This window comes from Streptomyces sp. NPDC056144 (genome assembly GCF_042264145.1).
Lineage (GTDB): Bacteria > Actinomycetota > Actinomycetes > Streptomycetales > Streptomycetaceae > Streptomyces.
The window spans coordinates 260,845-285,326 of record NZ_JBHJVF010000008.1; the positions used below are offsets into that span (position 1 = coordinate 260,845).

Here is a 24,482-nt window from a genome sequence, read left to right on the forward strand (position 1 = left end):
CAACCATCCGCATAAACTGACCGGTCATATCGCACGGACGACCGAGGGCGGGCGAGCGGACCGGCCCCGAAGCCTCGTACAGGAAGCAGAGACGACAAGGTGACAGAAGCGATCCTCCTGGTCGGTGGCAAGGGCACACGGCTGCGACCCCTCACGGTCAACACGCCGAAGCCCATGGTCCCGGCGGCGGGCGTCCCCTTCCTGACGCACCAGCTCGCCCGTGCCCGCGCCGCGGGCGTCGAGCACATCGTGCTCGCCACCTCGTACCTGGCGGAGGTCTTCGAACCCCACTTCGGCGACGGCTCCGACCTGGGCCTGAGCATCGAGTACGTCACCGAGGAGGAGCCCCTCGGCACCGGCGGCGCGATACGCAACGTCGCGTCGCGCCTCCACTCGGGCCCCGACGAGCCGGTCCTGATCTTCAACGGCGACATCCTGACGGGCCTGGACATCAAGGCGCTGGTGGCGACCCACTCCGACACGGGCGCGGACGTCTCGCTCCACCTCACCCGTGTCGACGACCCGAGGGCCTTCGGCCTGGTCCCCACCGACGCCACGGGCCGGGTGACGGCCTTCCTGGAGAAGCCGCAGACCCCGGAAGAGATCGTCACGGACCAGATCAACGCGGGCGCGTACGTCTTCCGCCGCTCGGTCATCGACAGGATCCCGGCCGGCCGCCCGGTCTCCGTCGAACGCGAGACCTTCCCCGACCTCCTCTCCTCCGGAGCCCACCTCCAGGGCATGGTCGACTCCACCTACTGGCTGGACCTGGGCACCCCGCAGGCCTTCGTACGGGGCTCCGCGGACCTGGTCCTCGGCAGGGCCCCGTCCCCGGCGGTCCCGGGCCGCTGCGGCGACCGCCTGGTCCTCCCGACGGCCCGCGTCTCCCCGGACGCCAAGCTCACCGGCGGTACGGTCGTGGGCGCGGACGCGGTGATCGGCGAGGGCGCCCGGGTGACGGGCTCGACGATCCTGGCGGGCGCGGTGGTGGAACAGGGCGCGGTGATCACCGACTCCCTGGTAGGCGCGGGAGCCCGCATCGGCGCCCGCACGGTCCTCACCGGCGCGGTCATCGGCGACGGAGCCCAGGTAGGCGCGGACAACGAACTCCGCGACGGCGTACGCATCTGGTGCGACACGACCCTCCCGGCCGGCTCGGTCCGCTTCTCCTCGGACCAGTAACTTCAGCCCCGCCGGCGTTTGAGGCGCGGGGTCCGGGGCGGAGCCCCGGTTTCGGGAAGGGGCGGGGTGGGGGAGAAGGCCCGCCGCAGGCGCCCACCCCCCCCGCATCCCCCACACACCCGGCTACGCTCGTTCCATGGCCGGCCGCTTCCCCCCGAAACCCACCCGCACCACATCCCGAGGCGGCCACCTCCCCCTACCGGAAGCCCAGGCCCAGCAGGAGGGTCCCGAGGGGGCACCCCAGGCCCAGGCCCAGGCCCAGGACCAGGCGGGGGACCAGCCCCTGGACCTGGGCCTCACCCTCGGCCCCCTCAGAAGAGGCCCCGCCGACCCCACCTTCCGCATCACCCCCGACGGCAGCGTCTGGCGGGCGACCCGCACCCCCGCAGGCCCCGCCACCCTCCGCGTACGAGGTGTCGACAACCTGGCGGAGACCGAGATCTGGGGCCCGGGCGCACCCTGGCTGGAGAAGAACCTCCCCGCCCTCCTGGGCGCCGAGGACGACCCCACCGCCTTCACCCCCCGCCACAAACTCCTCGCCGCGACCCACCGCCGCCGCCCCGGCCTCCGCCTGACCCGTACGGGCCTGGTCATGGAGTCCTTGATCCCCTCGGTCCTGGAGCAGAAGGTCACGTCGGACGAGGCGTACGCCTCCTGGCGCGTCCTCGTACGGAAGTACGGCGAACCGGCCCCGGGCCCCGCCCCCGAGGGCCTCTTCGTGATGCCGGACCCGGGCACGTGGGCCCGCATCCCGTCCTGGGAGTGGCACAAGGCGAACGTCGACAACAGCCGCGCGTCGACGATCGTCCGCGCGGCCAGGGTCGCCCCCCGCCTGGAGGAGGCCGCCCGCATGGACCCGCAGGCGGCCCGCAAGCGCCTGGAGCTGATCCCCGGCATCGGCCCGTGGACGAGCGCGGAGACGATCCAGCGCAGCAACGGCGCCGCCGACGAGGTCACGACGGGCGACCTCCACCTGCCCGGCATCGTGGCCTGGGCGCTGGCGGGGGAGAGGACGGCGGACGACGCGCGGATGCTGGAGCTCCTGGCCCCGTACGAGGGCCAGCGCCACCGCGCGGCCCGCCTGATCCTCCTGAGCGGCAGGGTCCCGCCCCGCAGGGCACCCCGCATGGCCCCGGGCAGGATCAGCCACCTCTAGGGGTGGTCAGGGCCGGTGTCCGACCGGAGGCGTACGCGCGGACACTGCTCGGGGCGTACGGATCGGGCGCGACCGGCAAGGAGAGTGGAAGGGCGCACGCACCTCCACCCCCCACCCTCCAGGAGCCCTCCATGCCCAAGAAGCGCACGACGACCGCCGTCGTCACCGGAGTCGCCACGCTGGCCGCCGCCGGCGTCCTCGCCGCCCTCGCGGTCCCCGCCGTGACCGAGTGGTACCAGGGCCGCCACGACGAGGCGTCCTCGTACAGGACGGCGGCCGAGGCGAAGGCGGACCGCGCCTCGTTCCCGCGCTGGCTGCCCGACGGCGCGGCGGGCGTCGAGTACCGGATGAAGACGACCGGGGGCGACCGCCTGCTCAAGGCCACCCTGCCCTCGAACACGCCCGCCGCGGGTCTGCCCGCCGGCTGCACCCCCTACAAGCCCGCCGCGGACCTCCCCGGCCCCGAGCTCAAGGCCGACTGGTTCCCCGAGAAGGCCGCGCCCAAGGCCACGGCCCGCTGCGGTCTCTACTACGCCTTCGTCGACGGCGGCACCCTGTACGGCTGGCAGTCGCACACCGACTGGGTCGCCGCCAACAAGGCGGGCGCCGAGTAGCGAGGGTCAGCGCACCGCGATGAACTCCGCGGCTCCCCGCTCGCCCCGTTCCCGAGGCGGAGCCGCCGGATGCCCGATGGCCACCGCGCCCATCGGGTCCCAGTCCTCGGGCAGCCCGAGGACCTCCCGTACGACGTCCCGGCAGAACATCGTCGAGGACACCCACGCGGAGCCCAGCCGCTCACCGGCGAGGGCGACGAGGAAGTTCTGCACCCCGGCGCCCGTCGCGACGACGAACATCTCGCGTTCGGCGGCGTCCCGGCGCGCGTCGCCGTAGTGGTGGGAGCCGTCCATGACGAGGCAGGGCACGGCGAGGTAGGGCGCGTTGCGCAGGACGTCCCCGCGCCGCACCCGCTTCGCGATCGACTCCTCGGACTTCCCGTCCCGCCTCAGGTCCGCGATCCACGCGTCCCGCATCGCGTCGAGCAGCCGCACCCGCGACTCCTCCGACTCCAGGAGGACGAACCGCCAGGGCGTGGTGTGGTGCGGGGCGGGTGCCGTCACGGCCGCCGCGACCGCGCGCCGTACGGCCCCGTGGTCGACGGGCGCGTCGGTGAACTCCCGTACGGTCCGCCGCAGCGTCACCGCTTCCCGTACGGCCTCCGAGGTCCCGAGCCGGAACATGTCGTCGGCGGCGGCGCGCACCAGCGCCCGCGCTCCCGGCTCCTCGTCCCCGCCGACCACGTGCGGCAGCCCGCGGACGACGGCGACGGGAAGCCCCGCCGCCTTGCCCTTCACGAGGTCGCCGGCGGCGGCGAGTTCGTCGGCGGTGGCGACGACGGTCGCGCTCAGCGGGTTGCCGTGCGCGTCGGTCCCGCCGCGCAGGTCGTCGAGGACCCGCACGCCCGCCGCCCCGATGGCGACGTCGGTGAGCCCGCCGCGCCAGGGCCGCCCGAAGGTGTCGGTGACGACGACGCCCACCTCGACGCCGAGCGCCTCGCGCAGCCCCGAACGGATGCGCCGCGCCGAGGCGTCGGGATCCTCGGGCAGCAACAGCACGGTCCCGGAAGGCGTGTTGGACGCGTCGACCCCGGCGGCGGCCATGACGAGTCCCTGCCGGTTCTCGACGATCCGCAGGGTCCCGCGCCGGGCCACGACCCGCACGGTCTCGGCGTCGATCGCCTCCTCACGGTCGTCGGCGGCGATCACCCGCCCCTCGGCCTTGCTCACGATCTTGGAGGTGACGAGGAGGACGTCCCCGTCGACGAGCCCGGACGCGAGCCCGGACGCGAGCCCGGACGCGGGCTCGGCGGAGACGGCGGCGGCGATGAGCTTGGCCAGGTCGTCCCCGGCGGCCACCTCGGGCAGCCCGCCGAGCGCCCAGACCCGGTACGAGGGAACGCCGGCGGCACTCACCCGCGTACCCCCTGAGCGCGGACCTGCTCCGCGAGCGCGAGGGCCTCGCGGGCCATCGCGGCCGTCGCGTCCACGTCGGTCATCATCAGCGGCACCGCGCGGCAGGCGATCCCCGCCGCCTCGACCGCCTCGACGGCGTCCGCGTCCACGGTGTCGACGAGCCAGCCGCCGACGAGCTCGGAGCCGTAGTGCAGCGCGACCGCCGTGGCGGTCGACTCGACGCCCACGGCGGCGAGGACCTTGTCGGCCATGCCCCGCACGGGTGCGTCGCCGACGATGGGGGAGAGGCCGACGACCGGGGCGTCGGCCGCTACGACGGCCTCGCGGATGCCGGGCACGGCGAGGATCGTGCCGACGCTGACGACGGGGTTGGACGGCGGGAAGAGGATGACGTCGGCCTCGGCGATGGCCTCCAGGACGCCCGGTGCGGGCTTCGCGGCCTCCGCGCCGACGGGCACGACGGCCTTCGCGTCGACGGAGGCGCGCAGCTTCACCCAGTACTCCTGGAAGTGCACGGCCCGCTGCTCGCCGTCGACCTCGATGGCCACGTGCGTCTCGACGCGGTCGTCGGACATCGGCAGCAGCCGGACGCCCGGCTTCCACCGGTCGCAGAGCGCCTCGGTGACGGCGCTCAGCGGGTAGCCGGCGCCGAGCATCTGCGTACGGACGATGTGCGTCGCGAAGTCCCGGTCGCCGAGGCCGAACCACTCGGGTCCGACGCCGTAGGCGGCCAGTTCCTCCTTGACGGTGAAGGACTCGTCGAGACGGCCCCAGCCCTGCTCCTCGTTGATGCCACCGCCGAGGGTGTACATCACCGTGTCCAGGTCGGGGCAGACCTTCAGCCCGAAGAGATGGATGTCGTCACCGGTGTTGCCGACGACCGTGATCTCCGCGTCGGGCGCGGCCTGCTTGAGGCCGCGAAGGAAGCGGGCACCACCGATGCCACCGGCCAGAACCACAATGCGCATGCACAGCAGTCTGTCAGGCGGTGACGACACCAGGGGAGGCCGGGGCGGAGGGGGCGGCCGGGGCGGGCGCGCACCGCCCCTGAAGGGACTCGTGCATCGGCATGTCCGTGAGGCCCGGGAAGTAGACGTGCAGGCTGACGGCCGGTTCGAGCGAGTCGTTGACGACCTCGTGGACGTACCCCGGCGCGAACACGCGCTGCGCGCCCCCGGAGAGTCGCCGTACGCCCCGGTCCGTACGCTCCGTCAACTCGCCCTGGAGGACGGTGAGGACGCCGGAGGAGATCCCGTGGTCGTGGAGCCCGCTGCCCTGGCCGGGCACCCAGGAGAGCAGCCACACCTCGTAGCCGGGGCCGGTGCGCAGGCGGTGGTACCAGCGGCTCGTGGCGTCGTACTCGACGTAGGGGGCCCACTGGGAGCGGTCGTCGGCGAGCGAGCGGGCGAGCCCGACGAACTCCGCCACGGTGACGGGGTGGGCGCGCTCGGGCTGGAGGAGGTGCGGGACCTCGAGGATGTCGCCGGCGATCTGAAGGTCGCTGTCCATGTTCATGGGTGGGGGGGTTCCTCAGCAGAAACAGAAGCGGTGGGGTCACGGAAAAGGTGACGCGAGTGACGCAGGGTGACGCTGGAGGGAAGAAGCTGGAGCTCTACGGCATCAACAGCTGGAACAACAACAGCAACAGCGCGTCTGGACAGCGCGGCGGAACCCACGGGCGTGGGGCGCGGCGGTCGCAACGGTCGCTGGCATGCCACCAAAGGTGGCGGGACGGGTACCCGACTGTCAACTCAATGCCCGATTTGGGGGTAATGTTTCACCTCATCCGGTTACAGTGCCCGGAGAAAGGTTTGTTCAGGCGCGGACCAGGAGAGATGGCCCATCAACCGCGCCCGTAAACGTGGTGGCACCGGCTGTTCGGGTCTTGGCTCGAATGTCACGCTCCGTGACCGGGGTGTGATCCGGATCGCTTCCGCGGCTGGACTGCAACAAGATCCAAGTCTCGGGCGTCCTCTCTCCTGGAGGGCCGCGCGCGGGGAGGGTCACGGCGGTGGTGTATGTCACTTTTTTGGTGATTTGAACACTTTCCGCATAGGCTTGGTTCCGCAGAGTGAATACGGGGCCCAGTAGCAGATCTCCGCTTGACTCGCACAGAGCACAAACTTGTAATTTCACTCGTGTCGTTCGGCCGGGTTCGCAACGGCAACACCACGGGGACGTACAGAACAGACGAGGGGCGCAGATGACCGAGTTGTTCCAGGAACTGCTGCTGGTCGAGGACGCGGACGAGGAACTCGGCTGGCAGGAGCGCGCGCTGTGCGCCCAGACCGACCCCGAGTCCTTCTTTCCCGAGAAGGGCGGCTCGACCCGCGAGGCCAAGAAGGTCTGCCTCGCCTGCGAGGTCCGCTCCGAGTGCCTCGAATACGCCCTCCAGAACGACGAGCGGTTCGGCATCTGGGGAGGACTCTCCGAGCGCGAGCGCCGCCGCCTCAAGAAGGCCGCGGTCTGAGGCGGTTCCCGGGCCACCCCGCGGCGGCCCCGCAACCCCCGCCACCAGGACATGACGAACGGTCCGCCCCCTGTGCTCTGCCCACAGGCGGCGGACCGTTCTGCGTTGTCCACAGCCCGCCGGCCCGGCCGTCCACAGGCCGCCCGCCCCGCTCCGTCGTCCACAGCCCGTCGTCCACAGGGGCGAACCGCTCCTCGCGCAGCCATTAGTGTGGGCCTCCGTCCGAGACGCACCCCACGCCCTTCACGGGCGACCCCGGCCGGAGGGCCCGTAGCTCGATGTCCTCAACACCTGAGTTCCCGCGGCACGTCGTCACCGCCGTGCTCGTCACCCACGACGGTGCCCGCTGGCTGCCCGACGCCCTCGCCGGGCTCCTCGCGCAGGAGCGTCCCGTGCAGAGCGTCGTCGCCGCCGACACCGGCAGCGCCGACGACTCCGCGCGCCTGGTCGGCGAGGCCATCGGCCCCGACCGGGTCCTGCACCTCGCCCGCCGCACCGGCTTCGGCGCCGCCGTCGAGGAGGCCGCCCGCACGGCCCCCGTCCTCGGCCCCGACGACCTGCCGTACCTGAAGCGCCCCAGCGGCTGGGACCCCGTCAGCCGTACCTGGAACGACGACGCGTACGACCTCCCCGAGCTCCCGCACGGCGAACCCGTCCAGTGGCTCTGGCTCCTCCACGACGACTGCGCCCCCGAGCCCGGCGCCCTCGCCGAACTCCTCCGCGTCGCCGACTCCGACGCGTACGCCGCCGTCATCGGCCCCAAGCTCCGCGGCTGGTACGACCGCAAGCAGCTCCTCGAAGTCGGCGTCTCCATCGCCCACAGCGGCCGCCGCTGGACCGGACTCGACCGCCGCGAGCAGGACCAGGGCCAGCACGACCAGGTCCGCCCCGTCCTCTCCGTCTCCACCGCCGGCATGCTCGTCCGGCGCGACGTCTTCGAGGAGCTCGGCGGCTTCGACCGCCGCCTGCCCCTCATGCGCGACGACGTCGACCTGTGCTGGCGCGCCCACTCCGCCGGCCACCGCGTCCTCGTCGCCCCCGACGCCGTCCTCCGGCACGCCGAGGCCTCCGCCCGCGAGCGCCGCACCGTCGACTGCGCCGGCCGCACGGCGGCCAGCCCGTACCGGGTGGACAAGGCCGGAGCGGTCTACGCGCTCCTGGCCAACACCCCCGGCCGCACCCTCCCCTACGTCCTCCTCCGGCTGATCCTCAGCACCCTCGTCCGGACCCTCGCCGCGCTCGTCGGCAAGGTCCCCGGCCAGGCCGTCGACGAGGTCACCGGCCTCCTCGCCACCCTCCTGCGCCCCGAGAGGATCCTCGCCGCCCGCAAGGCCCGCAAGAGTCCGGCCGTCCCCGCGAGCGAGCTCCGCCCCCTCTTCCCGCCACCCGGCGCCACCGTCCGCGCCGCCGTCGAACAGCTCACCGCCAACGTCGGCGGCTCCGAGGCCGAAGCCGGCGGCTCCCGCCACGCCGTCGTCGAGTCGGGACCCGGCGGCGACGACGCCGACTACCTGGAGATCGAGCAGTTCGCCCGCCTCAAGAAGATCGCCCGCAAGCCGGGCCCGGTCCTCTTCGGCCTCCTTCTCCTCGTCTCCCTCGTCGCCTGCCGCAACCTCTTCGCCGGCGGCTCGCTGGCCGGCGGCGCCCTGCTGCCCGCCCCCGACACCGTCTCCGCCCTCTGGTCGCGGTACGCCGACAGCTGGCACGCCCTCGGCACCGGCGGCACCCAGACCGCCCCGCCGTACCTCGGCGTCCTGGCCGCGCTCTCCGCGCTCTTCCTCGGCTCCACCTCCACCGCGCTGACCGTGCTGCTCGTCTGCTCGGTCCCGCTCGCCGGCTTCACGGCGTACTTCGCGGCCCGCCCGATCGTCGAGTCCCGGCTCCTGCGCGCGTGGGGCGCCATCGCGTACGCCTTCCTGCCCGCCGCCACCGGCGCCCTCGCCACCGGCCGCCTCGGCACCGCCGTCCTCGCGATCCTGCTCCCGCTGATCGCCCGCGCCGCCGTCTCCGCCCACGGCTTCAACCGCCCCGACCGCGGCAGCTGGCGCGCCACCTGGGCGTACGCCTTCCTCCTCACCTTCGCGACGGCGTTCACCCCGATCGTGTGGCCGATCGCCGTCCTCCTCGGCCTCGGCGTCCTCGTCGTCCGCCGCTCCGACATCACCGCGTACGGGCTCCGCTTCCTCGCCGCCGTGGGCACCCCGCTCCTCCTCCTCGCGCCCTGGTCGCTCACCCTCCTCACCGACCCCGCCGCGTTCCTCCGCGAGGCCGGCCTCGACGTCCGCACGGGCACGGCCACCGCGCTCGACCTGCTCGGCGTCAGCCCCGGCGGCCCCGGCACCCTCGGCGGCCTCCTCCTCATCGGCCTCGTCCTCGCCGCGCTCGCCGCCCTGCTCCGCGAGGAGCGCCGCTTCGCCGTCCTCGCCGCCTGGGCCGCCGCCCTCACCGGCCTCGTCTTCGCCGTCCTCTCCAACGGCGCCGACGGCACCGGCTGGGCCGGACCCGCCACCCTCGTCTACGGCTCCGCCCTCATCGCCGCCGGCATGATCGGCGCCGAGGGCGGCCGCACCCGCGTCGCCGCCCACGGCTTCGGCTGGCGCCAGCCCGTCGCCGCCCTCGTCGCCCTCGCCTGCGCCCTCGGCCCCGCCGTCGCCGCCGTCGCCTGGATGATCGGCGGCGCCGACGGCCCGCTGACCCGGCGCGACCCGGTCCAGGTCCCGGCCTTCGTCGCCGAGGAGAGCGGCACCCGCGACCAGCCCCGCACCCTCGTCCTCGGCGGCACCACCCCCGGCGAGGTCGCGTACACCCTGGTCCGCGGCTCCGGCGCGCGCCTCGGCGACGGCGAGCTCGCCGCCGCGGCCGACGCCGACCCCCGCCTCGACCAGGTCGTCGCCCACCTCGTCGCGGGATCCGGCGCCGACCAGACCCAGGAACTCAGCGGCTACGCCATCCGCTACGTCCTCGTACGGGACGGGGCACCGCGCCAGGTCAGCCGCGTCCTCGACGCGACCCCCGGCCTCAGCCGCCTCAGCCAGCTCGACGGCAGCGCGCTCTGGCGCGTGGACCGCGAGATCGCCCGCGTCATGATCGTCCCGCCGGCCGCGAAGACCGCCGGGAGCGGCGCGACCGCGAAGACCGCCGACCCGGCCGCCGGGGACAAGGCCGCGAAGCCGGTCTCCGTCGCCGCGGGGCCCGTCGAGGCCCACACCGACGTCCCGGCCGGCCCGGCGGGCCGCGTCCTGCGCCTCGCCGACCGCGCCGACGAGCGCTGGACCGCCACCCTCGACGGCGAGGCACTGACGCCGACCACCGTCGACGGCTGGGCCCAGGGCTTCGAACTCCCCACTGAGGGCGGCCGCCTCGACCTCACGTACGACCAGCCGCTCACCCGCACCGCGTGGACCTGGGCCCAGGTCGGCCTCGCCGTCGTCCTGCTCGTCCTCGCCCTCCCGGGCCGCCGCCGCGAGATCGACGACGACCTGCCCGAGGAGGAGCTCGCCATCCCCGCCCAGGCGACCGACGGCGACGGCCGCCGCGCCCGCCGCCTGCGCGCGGCGGCGGAGGCCGAGGCCGAGGCGGAAGCCGCCGGGACCGAGCACGGCCAGGACCCCGGGCAGGCCCCGGCCCCGCTCCCGATCCCCGAGCAGCAGTCGTACGAGCAGCCCCAGGAATGGGACGACGCCCAGCCCCAGTCCCAGACCCAGGACCAGTCCCAGGTCCAGGACCCGGCCTACGCCCCCGCGTACGCCGACCAGGCCGGCGGCGGCTACTACCAGGAGGGCGAGTACGGGGCCGACCCGTACCAGCAGCAGCCCTACGAGTACCCCCAGCAGGGCTACGACCAGCAGCAGCCGTACGCGGACCAGGGCTATGCGCCGCAGCAGTACGACCAGCAGTACTACGACCCCCAGCAGCAGCCCCAGCAGCAGTACGAGCAGCAGCAGTACGACCCGTACGGCTACGGCTACGAGTACCCCCAGGGGCACCAGGGTCACGAGACCGAGCAGCGTCCCGACGGGAGCAGCAACCAGTGAAGCGCACGACGATCTCCCTGCTCGCGGTCGCCACGGCCCTCGCCGCCGTCACGGGCTTCGCCACCCTCAGCGCCCCCGAGGGCGACACGGCCGCCCCCGCGGCCAAGGCCTCGACCCGGCTGCCGGTGGAGCGTTCGGGCCTGGTCTGCCCGGCCCCCAGCACCTCCGAAGTGGCCGAAACCGTCTACACCTCGTACACCCCGGCGGGCACGGCGGGCGGACCCGCGAAGGCCCCCGGCACCAAGGCCGACGCCCCCACGGCCAAGCTCGCCCCGGCCGCGAGCGGCGCCACCCGCGGCGGCTCGGGCGGCGGGAAGAAGGCCACGGCCCCCAAGGCCCCCGCCACCGTCACGACCCCCGGCAAGCCCGTCACCGCCGAGGCCAACGGCGGCGCGGCCCCCGCTCTCGCCGGCACGGCCACCGGCACCCTCGCCCCCGGCTGGACCGTCCAGCAGTCCACCGTCGTCGAGGCGGGCGGCGCCCGCGGCCTCCTCGGCCTCACCTGCGGCGCCCCCGACACCGACTTCTGGTTCCCGGGGGCCTCCACCGCCAAGGCGCGCCAGGACTACGTCCACCTGACCAACCCCGACGACACCGCCGCCGTCGCCGACATCGAGCTGTACGGACCCGAGGGCGTCCTCAAGTCCCAGTTCACCGAGGGCATCCCGGTCCCGCCCCGCTCCACGGTCCCGGTCCTCCTCTCCACGCTCACCTCGGAGGCGGCCCAGCGGGACGTCACCGTCCATGTCACCACCCGCAGCGGCCGTGTCGGCGCGGCGATCGGCGTGGCCGACGAGAAGCTCGGCAGCGACTGGATCTCCCCGGCCGCCGACCCGGCGAGCACCGCCGTGCTCCCCGGCATCCCCGCGGACACCTCCGTGGTCCGGCTCGTGGCCTTCGCCCCGGGCGACGACGACGCCGACCTGAAGATCCAGCTGGCCACGAAGTCGGGCACGATCGTCCCGGCCGGCGAGGGCAGCCTGCACGTGAAGTCCGGGATGACGGCCGCGGTGATACTGCCCGACCTCACCCGCGGCGAGGCCGGCTCGCTCATCCTCACCCCGAGCGACCCGAAGAAGCCGGTCCCCGTCGTGGCCGCCCTCCAGATCGTCCGGGGCAAGGGCGAGAACCTGGAGACGGCGTTCATCCCGGCGACGGCCCCGGTCTCGGCCCGCGCGACGGTCGCCGACAACCGCGCGAAGTCCTCGACGCTCTCCCTCACCGCCACCGGCTCCGACGCCCAGGTCAAGGTCACCGCCTCGGCGGGCTCCGGCGGCGGACAGCCGTCCTCGAAGACGGTCACGGTCAAGGCCGGCACCACGCTGGCCGTCGCCGACCCGGCCCCCCAGGGCCTCAAGGGCGCCTACGCGCTGACGGTGGAACCGGTCTCGGGCGGCAAGGTGTACGCGGCGCGGACGCTGTCGCTGCCGCTGGACGGGATCCCGATGTTCACCGTCCAGACCCTCGTCGACGACCGGGGCACGGTCGAGGTCCCGTCGGCACGCCAGGACCTCAAGGTCCTGGCGGACTGAGCGGACCGAGCGGACGGTGCGCTCCACCCTTACGGGTGGAGCGGCCGCCCCTAACGGGTGGGACCGGGCCAGGGCCCGGAACAGGGATCAGTCCTGCCCGTACCGGGGATCGACCGACTCGGGCGAGAGCCCGAGGAGCTCGGCGACCTGCTCCACGACCACCTCGTGGACGAGGAGCGCGCGCTCGTCGCGGCTCTTCGAGCGGATCTCGACGGGCCGCCGGTAGACGACGACCCGGGCGGGCTCGCCCTTCTCGGCGGAGACGGAACCCCCCAGCGGCACCGTCTCGCCCGACACGGCCGGCGGCACCTCCATCACCATGAACTCGACGTCCGCCAGCTGAGGCCAGCGCCGCTCCAGGCGCTCCACCGAGTCCAGGACGAGATCCCGGAAGGTGTCGGCCCGGCTCGCGGAGAGCGGCACCTGGGGCGGCGCGACCGGCCCGCGCATCCCGCGGCCGTGCCGGTCGCGGCGGCGGACCCGGGGCTCGGCCGGAGTCTCCGCGGAGGGCCCCGAGGGGGGCGGCGGCACAGGACTGTCCATGCTGTCCATCACTGACGCAGCGTAACCCTCCACGGTGTTTTCGCACCGTGGCGGATCCTCGCCACCTTCCCGCGCCGCCGGGCCCGGCTGTCGCAACCTGAGCGATCCGGCCAACTCCGGGCCCGATTCGAGGACACCGGACGATCGGCCATCTGGCGGTGATTGACCGGATCACCGCCCCCGTCTGTCCGGATCGCCGCCCGCCCCCACCCCCGTACACCCCCTTCCCGGCAGGTCAGCGCGGCGCTAGCGCGCCCGGCGTGGCGGAGCTCACACCGCGACACGGGGGAGTGACCTGAGGCCGAGTCGTCGCGGCCCGGTCAAGAGTGCGGTACCGTCCAACGTCGTGAGCCCTGTACGTCGCTGTTCGCGCACCGCGTGCGGCCGCCCTGCCGTCGCGACACTGACGTACGTCTATGCCGACTCGACTGCGGTCCTCGGCCCGCTCGCCACCTACGCCGAGCCCCACTGCTACGACCTGTGCGCCGAGCACAGCGAGCGCCTCACCGCGCCGCGCGGCTGGGAGGTCGTGCGGCTCTCCGACGGCTCCGCCCCGCCCCGCCCCAGCGGTGACGACCTCGAAGCCCTGGCCAACGCGGTACGGGAAGCGGCCCGCCCCCAGGAGCGCGCGGCCGAGGCCGGCGGCAAGGGCGGCGGCGGTCGCGGCGGCGACCCCATGGAAGTCGGCCGCAGAGGACACCTCAGGGTTCTCCGCTCTCCCGACAACTGACAGGGCGTCGGCGTACCTCCTCTCCACTCCGGGTAGTTTGGGCGTTCCTACGCACGCGCCCGCACACGCGTGCCGAGAACTCAGGAGGGTGGATCCGTGACTGCCGATCTGTCGCAGATCGTGAAGGCGTACGACGTCCGCGGAGTGGTACCGGACCAGTGGGACGAGGAGCTCGCCGAGCTCTTCGGCGCGGCCTTCGTACGCGTGACGGACGCGGACGCGATCGTCGTCGGCCACGACATGCGCCCCTCGTCCCCCGGCCTCTCGGCGGCCTTCGCGCGCGGCGCGTCCCGCCTCGGCGCCGACGTCACCCTCATCGGCCTCTGTTCCACGGACCAGCTGTACTTCGCCTCCGGCAGCCTCGGCCTGCCCGGCGCGATGTTCACCGCGTCCCACAACCCGGCCCAGTACAACGGCATCAAGATGTGCCGCGCCGGCGCCGCCCCCGTGGGCCAGGACACCGGCCTCTCGGACATCCGCGCGCTGGTCGAGGAGTGGTCGGAGACGGGCGCCCCCGAGGCGGCCGCCACCCCCGGGAAGATCACCGAGCGCGAGACCCTCGACGACTACGCGGCCCACCTCAAGGCCCTCGTCGACCTCGGCGCGATCCGCCCGCTGAAGGTCGTCGTGGACGCGGGCAACGGCATGGGCGGCCACACGGTCCCCACCGTCTTCGCGGGCCTCCCGCTCGACACGATCCCCATGTACTTCGAGCTGGACGGCACCTTCCCGAACCACGAGGCCAACCCCCTCGACCCGAAGAACATCGTCGACCTCCAGGCCCGCGTCCGCGCCGAGGGCGCCGACCTCGGCCTCGCCTTCGACGGCGACGCCGACCGCTGCTTCGTCGTCGACGAGCGCGGCGAGCCGGTCTCCCCGTCCGCGATCACGGCGCTCGTCGCCGCGCGCGAGCTGGCCAAGCACCCCGGCGGAACGATCATTCACAACCTGATCACCTCCTGGTCGGTCCCGGAGGTCGTCCGCGAGAACGGCGGCACCCCCGTCCGCACCCGCGTCGGCCACTCCTTCATCAAGGAGGAGATGGCGAAGAGCGGCGCGATCTTCGGCGGCGAGCACTCGGCGCACTACTACTTCAAGGACTTCTGGAACGCGGACACGGGCATGCTCGCCGCCCTCCACGTCCTGGCGGCCCTGGGCGGCCAGACCGGCGCGCTCTCGGACCTGGTCTCGGTCTACGACCGCTACGCCTCCTCCGGCGAGATCAACTCGACGGTGGCCGACCAGGAGGCCAGCGCGGCCAAGGTGAAGGCGGCCTACGAGGGCGTCGAGGGCGTCACCTTCGACACCCTCGACGGCTTCACCGCCACGTCCGAGGACTGGTGGTTCAACCTCCGCGCCTCCAACACGGAGCCGCTCCTCCGCCTGAACGTCGAGGCCCGGGACGAGGCCACGATGGCCAAGATCCGCGACGAGGTCCTGGCCCTCGTCCGGGCGACGGACTGACACCACCCGCCGGGGGTACGGGGAGCAGGTCGGCCGACCGCGTTCCCCGCCCCCCGGCGGTAGGCTGACCTGGCCCGAAAGGGCAGCTCCACCCCTCCCCACCCGAAGGGACACCTCATGCCGCTCGAAGCCGGCCTCCTGGAGATCCTGGCCTGCCCCGCGTGCCACGCTCCGCTCAACGACCGCACGGCGGACGAGACCCCTGAGCTGATCTGCACGGGCGCCGACTGCGGCCTCGCGTACCCGGTCCGCGACGGCATCCCGGTCCTCCTCACCGACGAGGCCCGCCGCCCGGCCTGACCCCCGGTGCACCACCCCACGCCCCACGTGCCGGCGGCCGCATCACGGCCATGTGCCCCGCCGCCGGCGCCGTGCGCGTGCGTTCCGCCGCCCGGCCCGCGTGCCTGCGCCCCGCCGGGACGCGTCCCACCCTCGGCCCCCCGCCACCCCACCCCGCGGCCCCACGTCCCACCACCGAGCCCGGCAACCCGCACGACGCCTGCGCGCCCGGCAACCCGGATGACGCCCCAGCGCCCGGCCACCCGCACCCCGCGCCCGCGCCCCGCCGCCTTCGTTGCGGGCATGCGTTCCGCCGGGGCGGAACGGGTGGGCACAACGCCCCACAGGGCGATGCCCGCCCCCCGCTCGTCCACCCGCAGGGCCCGGAACGGCACCGCTCGGGCCCCGCACCGCACCGAGCGCCCCCACCCCCGCACCGGGACAGGGCCCGAGGCCGAGGCTCCCCCACCCCCGGCCGCCCCACTCACCGCATCCGCGATTTCCCTCGCCCCACCGCCCAGCCGGCGGTACTGATGGTGCGACAAGGCACAGGAACCCCTGAGGTCACACCCCGCACCCACCCACAACCGGGAGGCACCGCCCCATGCTCGACGAGACCCTCCTCGACGCACCGGACGCCCTCGCCCTGGCCGACCGCCGCGGCCTCCTCCGCGGCGCCGCCGAAGCAGGCGCCCGGGTACGGACCGCCGCCCGCCACGCCAGCGAGGCCGGCATCGCGAACCTCCGCCCCGAGGGCCGCCCCCGCGCCGTCCTCGTCGCGGGCCCCGGCACCGCCGCCGCGGGCGTCGCGGACCTGATCGGTGCCCTGGCCGGTGCCGCCGCCCCCGTCGTACGGCTCCAGCCGACCGGCGTCGCCCCCGCCGCGGGCGCCCTGCGCTGGACCCTGCCCGGCTGGGCCGGTTCGGTGGACCTGCTCCTGCTGCCGACCACGGACGGCTCGGAACCCGGCCTCGCCCTCCTCGCCGAGCAGGCGTACCGCCGAGGCGTCACGGTCGTCGCCGTCGCCCCGAAGGGCTCCCCGCTCTCGGAGACGGTGAGCGGCTCGCACGGCCTGTTCGTCCCGATGGCGACGGCCCCGCACGAGTCGCCCGACGAGTACGCGGAGAGCCTCGCCGCGAGCCCCGGCGCGCTGTGGGCCCTGTTCACCCCGCTGCTCGCCCTGCTCGACCGCGTCGGACTCCTGGAGGCGCCGCCCGAGGCCCTGGAGAAGGTGGCCGACCGCCTGGACCGTACGGCCGAACGCTGCGGCCCGGCCATCGCCACGTACAGCAACCCGGCCAAGACCCTCGCCGCCGAACTCGCGGACTCGCTCCCGCTGATCTGGACCGAGGGCAACGCGGCGGGCCCCGCGGGCCGCCGCTTCGCCGGTGTCCTGGCGGAGCTGGCCGGCCTCCCGGCGCTGGCGGCCGAACTCCCGGAGGCGCTCCCGGCCCACGGCGTGCTGCTGGCGGGCGACTTCGCGGCGGGCGCGGACCCGGACGACTTCTTCCGCGACCGGGTGGACGAGCAGCAGGCACTCAGGGCGCGGGTCGTCCTCCTGAGGGACCGCCCGGCGGACGGCCTGTCGGCGGCTCCCGCGGCCCGCGAACTGGCCCTCGGCCACGAGGCGGCGATCAGCGAACTGGAGGCGGAGGAGGGCGGCGACCTGGAAACCCTGGCCGAACTCCTGGCCGTGACCGACTTCGCGGCGGTCTACCTGACCCTGGCCACACCGGGCCACCCGGACCACCACTGACCGACCACCACCGACTACACCCCCCAACCCCCGACCCACCCACCTACTCACCGCTAACCCACCCACCACCCCCACGTCACCCACCCGTCATCCGCCCCCTGTCTCCTGCCACGCGACACCAACCCGCACCACCCCCATCACGACCAAGGAGCTGGCAGCCACCATGGACCGCCTCGTCAACACCGTCCGTCCCTACGCCTGGGGATCCACGACGGCCATCCCGGAACTCCTCGGCACCGCCCCGACCGGCGAGCCGCAGGCCGAGATGTGGATGGGAGCCCATGACGGCGCCCCGTCCCGTACCGAGCGCGGCCCGCTCAACGAGCTCATCGCCGCCGATCCCGTACGTGAACTGGGGGAGCGGGCCGTCGCCGCGTTCGGCCCGCGCCTGCCCTTCCTCTTCAAGGTGCTCGCGGCCGGCGCCCCGCTCTCCCTCCAGGTCCACCCCGACCTGGAGCAGGCCCGCGAGGGCTTCGCCGCGGAGGAGGCCGCGGGCATCCCGGTCGACGCCCCGCACCGCACGTACAAGGACGCGAACCACAAGCCCGAGCTGATCTGCGCCCTCACCCCCTTCGAGGGACTGTGCGGTTTCCGCGCCCCCGCCGAGACCGCCGACCTCCTGGCCGCCCTGGACGTCGACTCCCTGAAGCCGTACGTGGACCTCCTCCACGCCCAGCCCGAAGAGGCCGCGCTCCGCGAGGTCCTGACGGCGCTCCTGACGGCGGACCGTACGGAGATGGCGCACACGGTCACCGAGGCCGCGGCCGCCGCCGCCCGCCTGGGCGGCGCCCACGCCCCGTACGCCGCGCTCGCCCACCACTACCCGAACGACCCGGGCGTCATCGCCGCCATGCTCCTCAACCACATCGTGCTCCAGCCGGGGGAGGCCCTCTACCTGGGCGCGGGCGTCCCGCACGCCTATCTCGACGGCCTGGGCGTGGAAATCATGGCAAACTCGGACAATGTTCTTCGTTGTGGCCTCACCCCGAAGCACGTGGACGTCGCCGAACTCCTGCACGTCGTCCGCTTCGAGGCCAACGACGCCGGGGTCCTGCGCCCCGAGGCCTCCCCGTCGGGCGAGGAGGTGTACGAGACCCCCATCGACGAGTTCCGCCTCTCCCGCTTCGTACGGGCGGAGGGCGCCGTGCCGAACGACCTCACCGCGCCGACCCCGCAGATCCTGCTCGCCGTCGCGGGCCGCCCGAAGGCGGGGGACATCACCCTCGGCCGAGGGGAGTCGGTGTTCGTACCAGCAGGCGAACCGACCCAACTCTCGGGGGAGGGGACGGTCTTCCGCGCCACCGTGGTGGCCTGATGCGACAATGACCGGCCGAACAGCGGCGACAGTGCCGGAGCATCGACGAAGGGACCACGTACACCCATGAGCGCGTCAGGCGGAACCAAGGCGATCGTGGCGGCACTCGCCGCCAACCTGGCCATCGCCGTAGCCAAGTTCGTGGCGTTCATCTTCAGTGGCTCGTCCTCGATGCTCGCCGAGAGCGTCCACTCGCTCGCCGACTCCGGCAACCAGGGCCTGCTGCTCCTCGGCGGCAAGAAGGCCCAGCGCGAGGCGACGCCGCAGCACCCCTTCGGCTACGGCCGCGAGCGGTACATCTACGCCTTCCTCGTCTCGATCGTGCTCTTCTCCGTCGGTGGCATGTTCGCCATCTACGAGGGCTACGAGAAGATCAAGCACCCGCACCCCATCGAGGCCTGGTACTGGCCGGTCGGCGTCCTCGTCTTCGCGATCATCGCCGAGTCCTTCTCCTTCCGTACGGCCATCAAGGAGTCCAACGCGATCCGCGGCGGCCTCTCCTGGAAGGAGTTCGTCCGCCGGGCGAAGGCCCCCGAGCTGCCGGTCGTCCTCCTGGAGGACCTCGGCGCGCTCGTCGGTCTCGTGCTCGCCCTCGGCGGCGTCGGCCTGGCCCTCCTGACCGGCGACGGCGTCTGGGACGGCATCGGCACCCTCTGCATCGGCATCCTGCTGATCATCATCGCGATCGTCCTGGCCGCCGAGACCAAGTCGCTCCTCCTCGGCGAGGCCGCGGGCGTGGACGAGGTCAAGAAGATCGAGGCCGCCGTCGTCGACGGCGACACCGTCACCCGCCTCATCCACATGCGCACGCTCCACCTCGGCCCGGAGGAGCTCCTCGTCGCCGCCAAGGTCGCCGTCAAGCACGACGACACCGCGGCCGACGTGGCGAACGCCATCAACGCGGCCGAGGAGCGCATCCGCGCCGCCGTCCCGATCGCCCGGGTGATCTACCTGGAACCGGACGTCTACAGCGAGCAGGCCGCCGCGTCCGGCGGGAACCCGGCCAAGACCCCCGGCGGCCCGTCCCACTGACGCCGCCGGCGCACCACGCACCCTCACACGACCCCCGCGACCCCCGTGGTCCGGGGGTCACGTGCGTCGGCCACACCGCTTGAATCTCGCCAGAACCGCACCGCCAAACCCCCCGATGTCGACCGATCTCGACGGATGTGGACTGTGGGCCGCCGCACCTCCCGGTGTAGATTCGGGATCAGCCAGACGTCGCTGCTGATGGCGGTCGGGCGGTCCGTGAGGACCGGCCGAGGGAGAGAGGGCCTCCGACGACGGCACCGCGGAACCGCCCGGGCATTCCTGTGCCCAGGGCGGCCTTGCCGTGGTGTCAGGCACCTCAACCGACCCTCGCACCCGATACACGAGGAGCAGCTCAGTCATGACGACTGCCGCCCACCAGGACTTCAAGGTCGCCGACCTCTCCCTGGCCGCCTTCGGCCGCAAGGAGATCACCCTCGCCGAGCACGAGATGCCCGGTCTGATGTCGATCCGCCGCGAGTACGCCGAGCAGCAGCCGCTGGCCGGCGCCCGCGTCACCGGCTCCCTGCACATGACCGTGCAGACCGCCGTCCTCATCGAGACCCTGGTCGCCCTCGGCGCCGAGGTCCGCTGGGCCTCCTGCAACATCTTCTCCACCCAGGACCACGCCGCCGCGGCCATCGCCGTCGGCCCGAACGGCACCCCGGAGAACCCCCAGGGCGTCCCGGTCTTCGCCTGGAAGGGCGAGACCCTGGAGGAGTACTGGTGGTGCACGGAGCAGGCCCTGACCTGGCCGAACACCCCCACCGGCGGCCCGAACATGATCCTCGACGACGGTGGTGACGCCACCCTCCTCGTCCACAAGGGCGTCGAGTTCGAGAAGGCCGGCTCCGCCCCGGACCCGTCCACCGCGGACAGCGAGGAGTACGGCCACATCCTCACGCTCCTCAACCGCACCCTCACCGAGTCCCCGCAGAAGTGGACGCAGCTGGCGTCCGAGATCCGCGGCGTGACCGAGGAGACCACGACCGGCGTCCACCGCCTGTACGAGATGCACCAGGCCGGCAGCCTGCTCTTCCCGGCGATCAACGTGAACGACGCCGTCACGAAGTCGAAGTTCGACAACAAGTACGGCTGCCGCCACTCCCTCATCGACGGCATCAACCGCGCCACCGACGTCCTCATCGGCGGCAAGACCGCCGTCGTCTGCGGCTACGGCGACGTCGGCAAGGGCTGCGCCGAGTCCCTCCGCGGCCAGGGCGCGCGCGTCATCGTCACCGAGATCGACCCGATCTGCGCGCTCCAGGCGGCCATGGACGGCTACCAGGTCACGACCCTCGACGAGGTCGTCGAGACGGCCGACATCTTCATCACCACGACCGGCAACAAGGACATCATCATGGCCGCCGACATGGCCAAGATGAAGCACCAGGCCATCGTCGGCAACATCGGCCACTTCGACAACGAGATCGACATGGCCGGCCTCGCCAAGACCCCGGGCATCGTCAAGGACGAGGTCAAGCCGCAGGTCCACACCTGGACCTACGAGGACGGCAAGGTCCTGATCGTCCTCTCCGAGGGCCGCCTGCTCAACCTCGGCAACGCGACCGGCCACCCCTCCTTCGTCATGTCGAACTCCTTCGCGGACCAGACGCTGGCCCAGATCGAGCTCTTCACGAAGCCGGAGGAGTACCCGACCGACGTCTACACGCTGCCGAAGCACCTGGACGAGAAGGTCGCCCGTCTCCACCTCTCCGCCCTCGGCGTCAAGCTGACGACCCTCCGCCCCGAGCAGGCCGCCTACATCGGCGTCCAGGTCGAGGGCCCGTACAAGGCGGACCACTACCGCTACTGATGCCCCGACCGGCGGCCCGTGCGCATTGACGCACCACCGCCCCGGACACCCGTAGAGGTTCCCGGCAGGCCCCCGCACCCCGCGTGCCGGGGGCCTGCCCCGTCCCCCCCCGCTACCGCACCTGGAAGCACCGTCTCCCGAGGACCGACCCATGCCCCGCGGCCGATATTCGCTCCATGACCCGCACGACCACACCCCCCTCGGCGAAGAACACTTCCACTGCGCCCCCGGCCCCTCCGGCTGGCGCTACGTCTCCCAGACCGTCACCCCCTCGGGCGACCACCGCGGCTCCGTCGACCTGGCCGTCGACGAACTCGGCCGCCCCATCCGCCTCGAACTCCACGCCGCGAGCTGGCAGGTCCGCGGAGCGGCCCTCGACGGCGTCACCTGGGTCCGCACGGACCCCACCGGAACCCACGCCACCGAAGGCAATGTGCGCGCTCATGCCTTCACCGGCACGTCCCCGGCGTTCCTCGTCGCGCTCACGCGACTCCTGCGTCTCACCCCCGATTCCCCCGAGACCCGCGTCAGGCTCGTCGCCCTCACGGATCCGGTGCTCGCCCCCCTCACGGTCGACCAGTCCTGGGCCCTGCTGAAAAGTGAAGCGCACGCCACTGACAACGGCCCTCTGCTGGTGGACGAGTACCAGGTCAGCACCCTGGACACGGGGGAACGCCACACGATCCACATCGCCGGCGACGTGGTCCTCGCGGCCCCCGGCATCGAACTCGAACACCTGGAGACCCCGCCGTCGGTCTTCCCCTGAGCCTCAGCCGGGCGGAGCGAACCCGGTAGGACGCGTGCCGCCCTCAGGGGCGACAGCCGAGGCGCCCCCGACACCCGGCGCACGAGACACCGGCGCCGCCGCATCCGGCAGCACGACCACCCTCCGGGCATCCCGGGCCTGCCGCTCGGCCACCACCCCCGCGAGAAACGCGTCGGCCGGCACCCCCGGTGGCGGAGGCGTCCCGGTCCGCGCCACCAGCTCGTCGGCCAACCGCTCCGCGAGCCGCCGCCCCACGACCGGGTCCAGCTCACGAGCCCGCGTCAGGTACTGACGTATCTCCAGCCACAGCGTCTCCGGCACGGCCGACAGATCGAGCCCGCCGAACCGCCCCACCAGCCACGGCGGCGGCGGAGGCACCGCGACCGCCCGCGCCGCGGGCACCCGCTCCCGTACGACCAAGGTCCCCGCGAACACGTCGCCGAGCCGCCGCCCCCGCTCGGACACGAGCGAGGCGATACAGGCGACGGCCCCGAACGTCAGCAGGATCTCGACGACCCCCATCGCACCCCGCACCAGCGCGTGCCGGAACCGGATCGGCCCCCCGTCGTCCCGCACCACCCGCAGCCCACAGGCCAGCTTCCCCAGCGACCGCCCGTGCGACAGCGTCTCCACGGCGATGGGCACCCCCACGAGCACCAGCAGAAACAAGGCAATGGACAGCGCCATGACGGCGGCCTCGTCCAGCGAAGCCGTGGCGACCGCGAGCCCGAGCGCCAGGAGCAGATAGACCCCCCACACCACGACGAGATCGATGAGCACGGCGAGCGCACGGCTCGGCAGCCGAGCCGGCTCCACCCCCAGCACGACGGCGTCCCCGGTCACCAGCCCGCCCACGGCACCCACCCTTCCCCTTCTCCGCCCTCCGAGACCCCTCCGAACGCCAGTCTGCCAAGCTGAACCGCAGCGCGCCGCAGTAGTACGGACCCGTCCGCAGCCACCGCCTGGAGCAGCAGCCGATCATGGACCTCGACGTCTACGTCACCGCCCACCGCGCCGAGTGGGAACGTCTGGACCACCTCCTCCGCCGCGGCCGCGGACTGACCGGCGCCGAGGCCGACGAACTCGTCTCCCTCTACCAGCGCACGGCCACCCACCTCTCGATCGTCCAGTCCACCGCCCCGGACCCCCAGCTCACCGCCCGCCTCACGCAACTTGTGGCCCGAGCCCGCGCGACCGTCACCGGCACCCGCCGCGCCTCGTGGCGCGACGCGACCCGCTTCCTGACGGCCGGCTTCCCCGCCGCCCTCTACCGCACCCGCCACTGGTGGATCCCCACCGCTCTCCTCTCCACCCTCCTCGCCGTCCTCATCGGCTGGTGGATCGGTACGCACCCGGAGGTCCAGGCCTCGATCGGCGCCCCGGCCGACCTCCGCGAGATGACCCGTCCCGGCGGCCAGTACGAGACGTACTACTCCAGCCACCCGGCGGCCTCCTTCGCCGCCCAGGTCTGGACGAACAACGCCCAGGCCGCCGCCATGTGCCTGGTCCTGGGCGCCTTCCTCGGCATCCCGGTCCTCGGCATCCTCTTCCTGAACATGCTGAACCTCGGCGTCGGCATCGGCCTGATGTCCTCCGCCGGCCGCCTCGACGTCTTCCTCGGCCTGGTCCTCCCCCACGGCCTGCTCGAACTGACGGCGGTCTTCGTCGCCGCCGGTACGGGCCTCCGCCTCGGCTGGACGCTCATCGACCCGGGCCCCACCACCCGCCGGGCCGCCCTGGCCGAGCAGGGCCGAGCCGCCATCGGCATGGCGATCGGCCTGGCCGGCGTCCTCTTCGTCTCGGGCCTGATCGAAGGCTTCGTCACCCCCTCAGGCCTCCCCACCTGGGCCCGCATCACCATCGGCATCGCCGCCGAGCTGGCCTTTCTCGCGTACGTGTACGTGCTCGGCGCCCGAGCCGCCCGCACCGGCACCACAGGCGACCTCGACGAACCCGACCGCAACACCGCCCTCCCCACCGCCGCCTGATGTGCGGATGCCCCCGCAGACCTGCTAGTGTCCTCCGGTGCCCACAAAAGCCATTGACATGGCGGCAGTGGGGAGGTAGATTCAAACGGTTGCCTAGAACTGGACAGTTCGGCAGCGATCAAGTAGAGTCCAACTCACTCCGGTCGGGAATTCGATTCCACGGAGTCATTCCGATTCTCATTCGAATCACGAAAGCCGCCGATTAGGTCGGCCGAAATGATTCTGATAAAGTCGGAACCGCTGAAAGGCCCCCAAGCGAAAGCAAAAGGGATCGGAAAGCACCGAGGAAATCGGATCGGAAAGATCTGATAGAGTCGGAAACGAAGGAAGCGCCCGGAGGGCCTGGAAACAGGAACGAAGGAAGCGTCCGCACCTTGAGAACTCAACAGCGTGCCAAAAATCAACGCCAGATTAGTTGATACCCCGTCCATCTTCGGATGGTCGAGGTTCCT

At 73.1% G+C, this 24,482-nt stretch carries 21 protein-coding genes; 15 read left to right on the forward strand and 6 right to left on the reverse strand.

The features are described from left to right. The first annotated feature begins 99 nt into the window (after positions 1 to 99). The 3 genes from ACFC0Z_RS24895 to ACFC0Z_RS24905 all read left to right on the forward strand — a co-directional run bounded on the left by ACFC0Z_RS24895 (position 100) and on the right by ACFC0Z_RS24905 (position 2,952). Positions 100 to 1,182, forward strand: a complete 1,083-nt coding sequence (locus ACFC0Z_RS24895; protein WP_376441913.1) for a sugar phosphate nucleotidyltransferase — start codon at positions 100 to 102, stop codon at positions 1,180 to 1,182. Positions 1,183 to 1,318: 136 nt separating this feature from the next. Beyond that, entirely contained in the window at positions 1,319 to 2,338 is a 1,020-nt protein-coding gene (locus tag ACFC0Z_RS24900) for a DNA-3-methyladenine glycosylase family protein (RefSeq protein WP_376441915.1), read from the forward strand. 131 nt (positions 2,339 to 2,469) lie between these two features. Continuing rightward, positions 2,470 to 2,952: a hypothetical protein gene (locus ACFC0Z_RS24905; protein WP_376441917.1), complete on the forward strand. Its 483-nt coding sequence runs from the start codon at positions 2,470 to 2,472 to the stop codon at positions 2,950 to 2,952. Between the two features lie 6 nt (positions 2,953 to 2,958). Here the strand turns inward: ACFC0Z_RS24905 and ACFC0Z_RS24910 are convergent, their stop codons facing one another. The 3 genes from ACFC0Z_RS24910 to ACFC0Z_RS24920 are packed head-to-tail and all read right to left on the reverse strand — an operon-like array spanning position 2,959 to position 5,823. Next, positions 2,959 to 4,308, reverse strand: a complete 1,350-nt coding sequence (locus tag ACFC0Z_RS24910) for a coenzyme F420-0:L-glutamate ligase (protein WP_376441920.1) — start codon at positions 4,306 to 4,308, stop codon at positions 2,959 to 2,961. Continuing rightward, positions 4,305 to 5,276: a 2-phospho-L-lactate transferase gene (gene cofD, locus ACFC0Z_RS24915; protein ID WP_376441922.1), complete on the reverse strand. Its 972-nt coding sequence runs from the start codon at positions 5,274 to 5,276 to the stop codon at positions 4,305 to 4,307. The genes ACFC0Z_RS24910 and cofD overlap by 4 nt, the downstream gene beginning before the upstream one ends. Before the next feature lie 13 nt (positions 5,277 to 5,289). Further along, positions 5,290 to 5,823 carry a cysteine dioxygenase family protein gene (locus tag ACFC0Z_RS24920; RefSeq protein WP_376441924.1) on the reverse strand — a complete coding sequence of 178 codons (534 nt, stop codon included), beginning with the start codon at positions 5,821 to 5,823 and terminating at the stop codon, positions 5,290 to 5,292. Between the two features lie 688 nt (positions 5,824 to 6,511). On the opposite strand from ACFC0Z_RS24920, the gene ACFC0Z_RS24925 reads away from it, so the two are divergent. From ACFC0Z_RS24925 to ACFC0Z_RS24935, 3 genes are all read left to right on the forward strand, one after another. Beyond that, the gene (locus ACFC0Z_RS24925; RefSeq protein WP_030759721.1) at positions 6,512 to 6,778 is read left to right on the forward strand and encodes a WhiB family transcriptional regulator; all 267 of its coding nucleotides are present in this window, start codon (positions 6,512 to 6,514) and stop codon (positions 6,776 to 6,778) included. Positions 6,779 to 7,056: 278 nt separating this feature from the next. After that, positions 7,057 to 10,812 carry a glycosyltransferase gene (locus ACFC0Z_RS24930; protein WP_376441927.1) on the forward strand — a complete coding sequence of 1,252 codons (3,756 nt, stop codon included), beginning with the start codon at positions 7,057 to 7,059 and terminating at the stop codon, positions 10,810 to 10,812. Then, positions 10,809 to 12,344, forward strand: a complete 1,536-nt coding sequence (locus ACFC0Z_RS24935) for a DUF5719 family protein (RefSeq protein WP_376441930.1) — start codon at positions 10,809 to 10,811, stop codon at positions 12,342 to 12,344. Before ACFC0Z_RS24930 ends, ACFC0Z_RS24935 begins: the two co-directional genes overlap by 4 nt. Before the next feature lie 87 nt (positions 12,345 to 12,431). Here ACFC0Z_RS24935 and ACFC0Z_RS24940 read toward each other — a convergent pair whose 3' ends face one another. Further along, positions 12,432 to 12,887: a metallopeptidase family protein gene (locus tag ACFC0Z_RS24940; RefSeq protein WP_376441933.1), complete on the reverse strand. Its 456-nt coding sequence runs from the start codon at positions 12,885 to 12,887 to the stop codon at positions 12,432 to 12,434. Between the two features lie 295 nt (positions 12,888 to 13,182). Between ACFC0Z_RS24940 and ACFC0Z_RS24945 the strand changes: the two genes are divergently transcribed. The 8 genes from ACFC0Z_RS24945 to ACFC0Z_RS24980 all read left to right on the forward strand — a co-directional run bounded on the left by ACFC0Z_RS24945 (position 13,183) and on the right by ACFC0Z_RS24980 (position 22,042). Further along, positions 13,183 to 13,617: a DUF3499 domain-containing protein gene (locus tag ACFC0Z_RS24945; RefSeq protein WP_376441985.1), complete on the forward strand. Its 435-nt coding sequence runs from the start codon at positions 13,183 to 13,185 to the stop codon at positions 13,615 to 13,617. Between the two features lie 96 nt (positions 13,618 to 13,713). After that, entirely contained in the window at positions 13,714 to 15,081 is a 1,368-nt protein-coding gene (locus ACFC0Z_RS24950) for a phosphomannomutase/phosphoglucomutase (protein WP_376441935.1), read from the forward strand. Between the two features lie 117 nt (positions 15,082 to 15,198). Then, positions 15,199 to 15,381, forward strand: coding sequence for a Trm112 family protein (locus ACFC0Z_RS24955; RefSeq protein WP_376441938.1), 183 nt, complete (start codon positions 15,199 to 15,201; stop codon positions 15,379 to 15,381). A gap of 583 nt (positions 15,382 to 15,964) precedes the next feature. Next, positions 15,965 to 17,116, forward strand: coding sequence for an SIS domain-containing protein (locus ACFC0Z_RS24960; RefSeq protein WP_376441941.1), 1,152 nt, complete (start codon positions 15,965 to 15,967; stop codon positions 17,114 to 17,116). 163 nt (positions 17,117 to 17,279) lie between these two features. Beyond that, positions 17,280 to 18,431: a mannose-6-phosphate isomerase, class I gene (gene manA, locus ACFC0Z_RS24965; protein ID WP_376441943.1), complete on the forward strand. Its 1,152-nt coding sequence runs from the start codon at positions 17,280 to 17,282 to the stop codon at positions 18,429 to 18,431. 66 nt (positions 18,432 to 18,497) lie between these two features. Continuing rightward, a complete protein-coding gene (locus tag ACFC0Z_RS24970) occupies positions 18,498 to 19,463 on the forward strand; it encodes a cation diffusion facilitator family transporter (RefSeq protein ID WP_376441946.1) in 966 nt (321 codons plus the stop codon). 358 nt (positions 19,464 to 19,821) lie between these two features. Then, positions 19,822 to 21,276 (forward strand): adenosylhomocysteinase, encoded by a 1,455-nt coding sequence (gene ahcY / locus ACFC0Z_RS24975; RefSeq protein WP_376441949.1) that lies wholly within the window; start codon positions 19,822 to 19,824, stop codon positions 21,274 to 21,276. A 151-nt stretch (positions 21,277 to 21,427) separates the two neighbouring features. Then, complete coding sequence (locus ACFC0Z_RS24980) at positions 21,428 to 22,042, forward strand: hypothetical protein (RefSeq protein ID WP_376441952.1); 615 nt, start codon at positions 21,428 to 21,430, stop codon at positions 22,040 to 22,042. Positions 22,043 to 22,045: 3 nt separating this feature from the next. Here ACFC0Z_RS24980 and ACFC0Z_RS24985 read toward each other — a convergent pair whose 3' ends face one another. Next, positions 22,046 to 22,897, reverse strand: coding sequence for an RDD family protein (locus tag ACFC0Z_RS24985; RefSeq protein WP_376441955.1), 852 nt, complete (start codon positions 22,895 to 22,897; stop codon positions 22,046 to 22,048). Positions 22,898 to 23,022: 125 nt separating this feature from the next. Here ACFC0Z_RS24985 and ACFC0Z_RS24990 point away from each other — a divergent pair, with 125 nt between their 5' ends. After that, complete coding sequence (locus tag ACFC0Z_RS24990; RefSeq protein ID WP_376441958.1) at positions 23,023 to 24,030, forward strand: stage II sporulation protein M; 1,008 nt, start codon at positions 23,023 to 23,025, stop codon at positions 24,028 to 24,030. A gap of 134 nt (positions 24,031 to 24,164) precedes the next feature. Here ACFC0Z_RS24990 and ACFC0Z_RS24995 read toward each other — a convergent pair. After that, a partial coding sequence (locus ACFC0Z_RS24995; protein ID WP_376441961.1) for a hypothetical protein occupies positions 24,165 to 24,482 on the reverse strand: 318 nt, incomplete at its 5' end.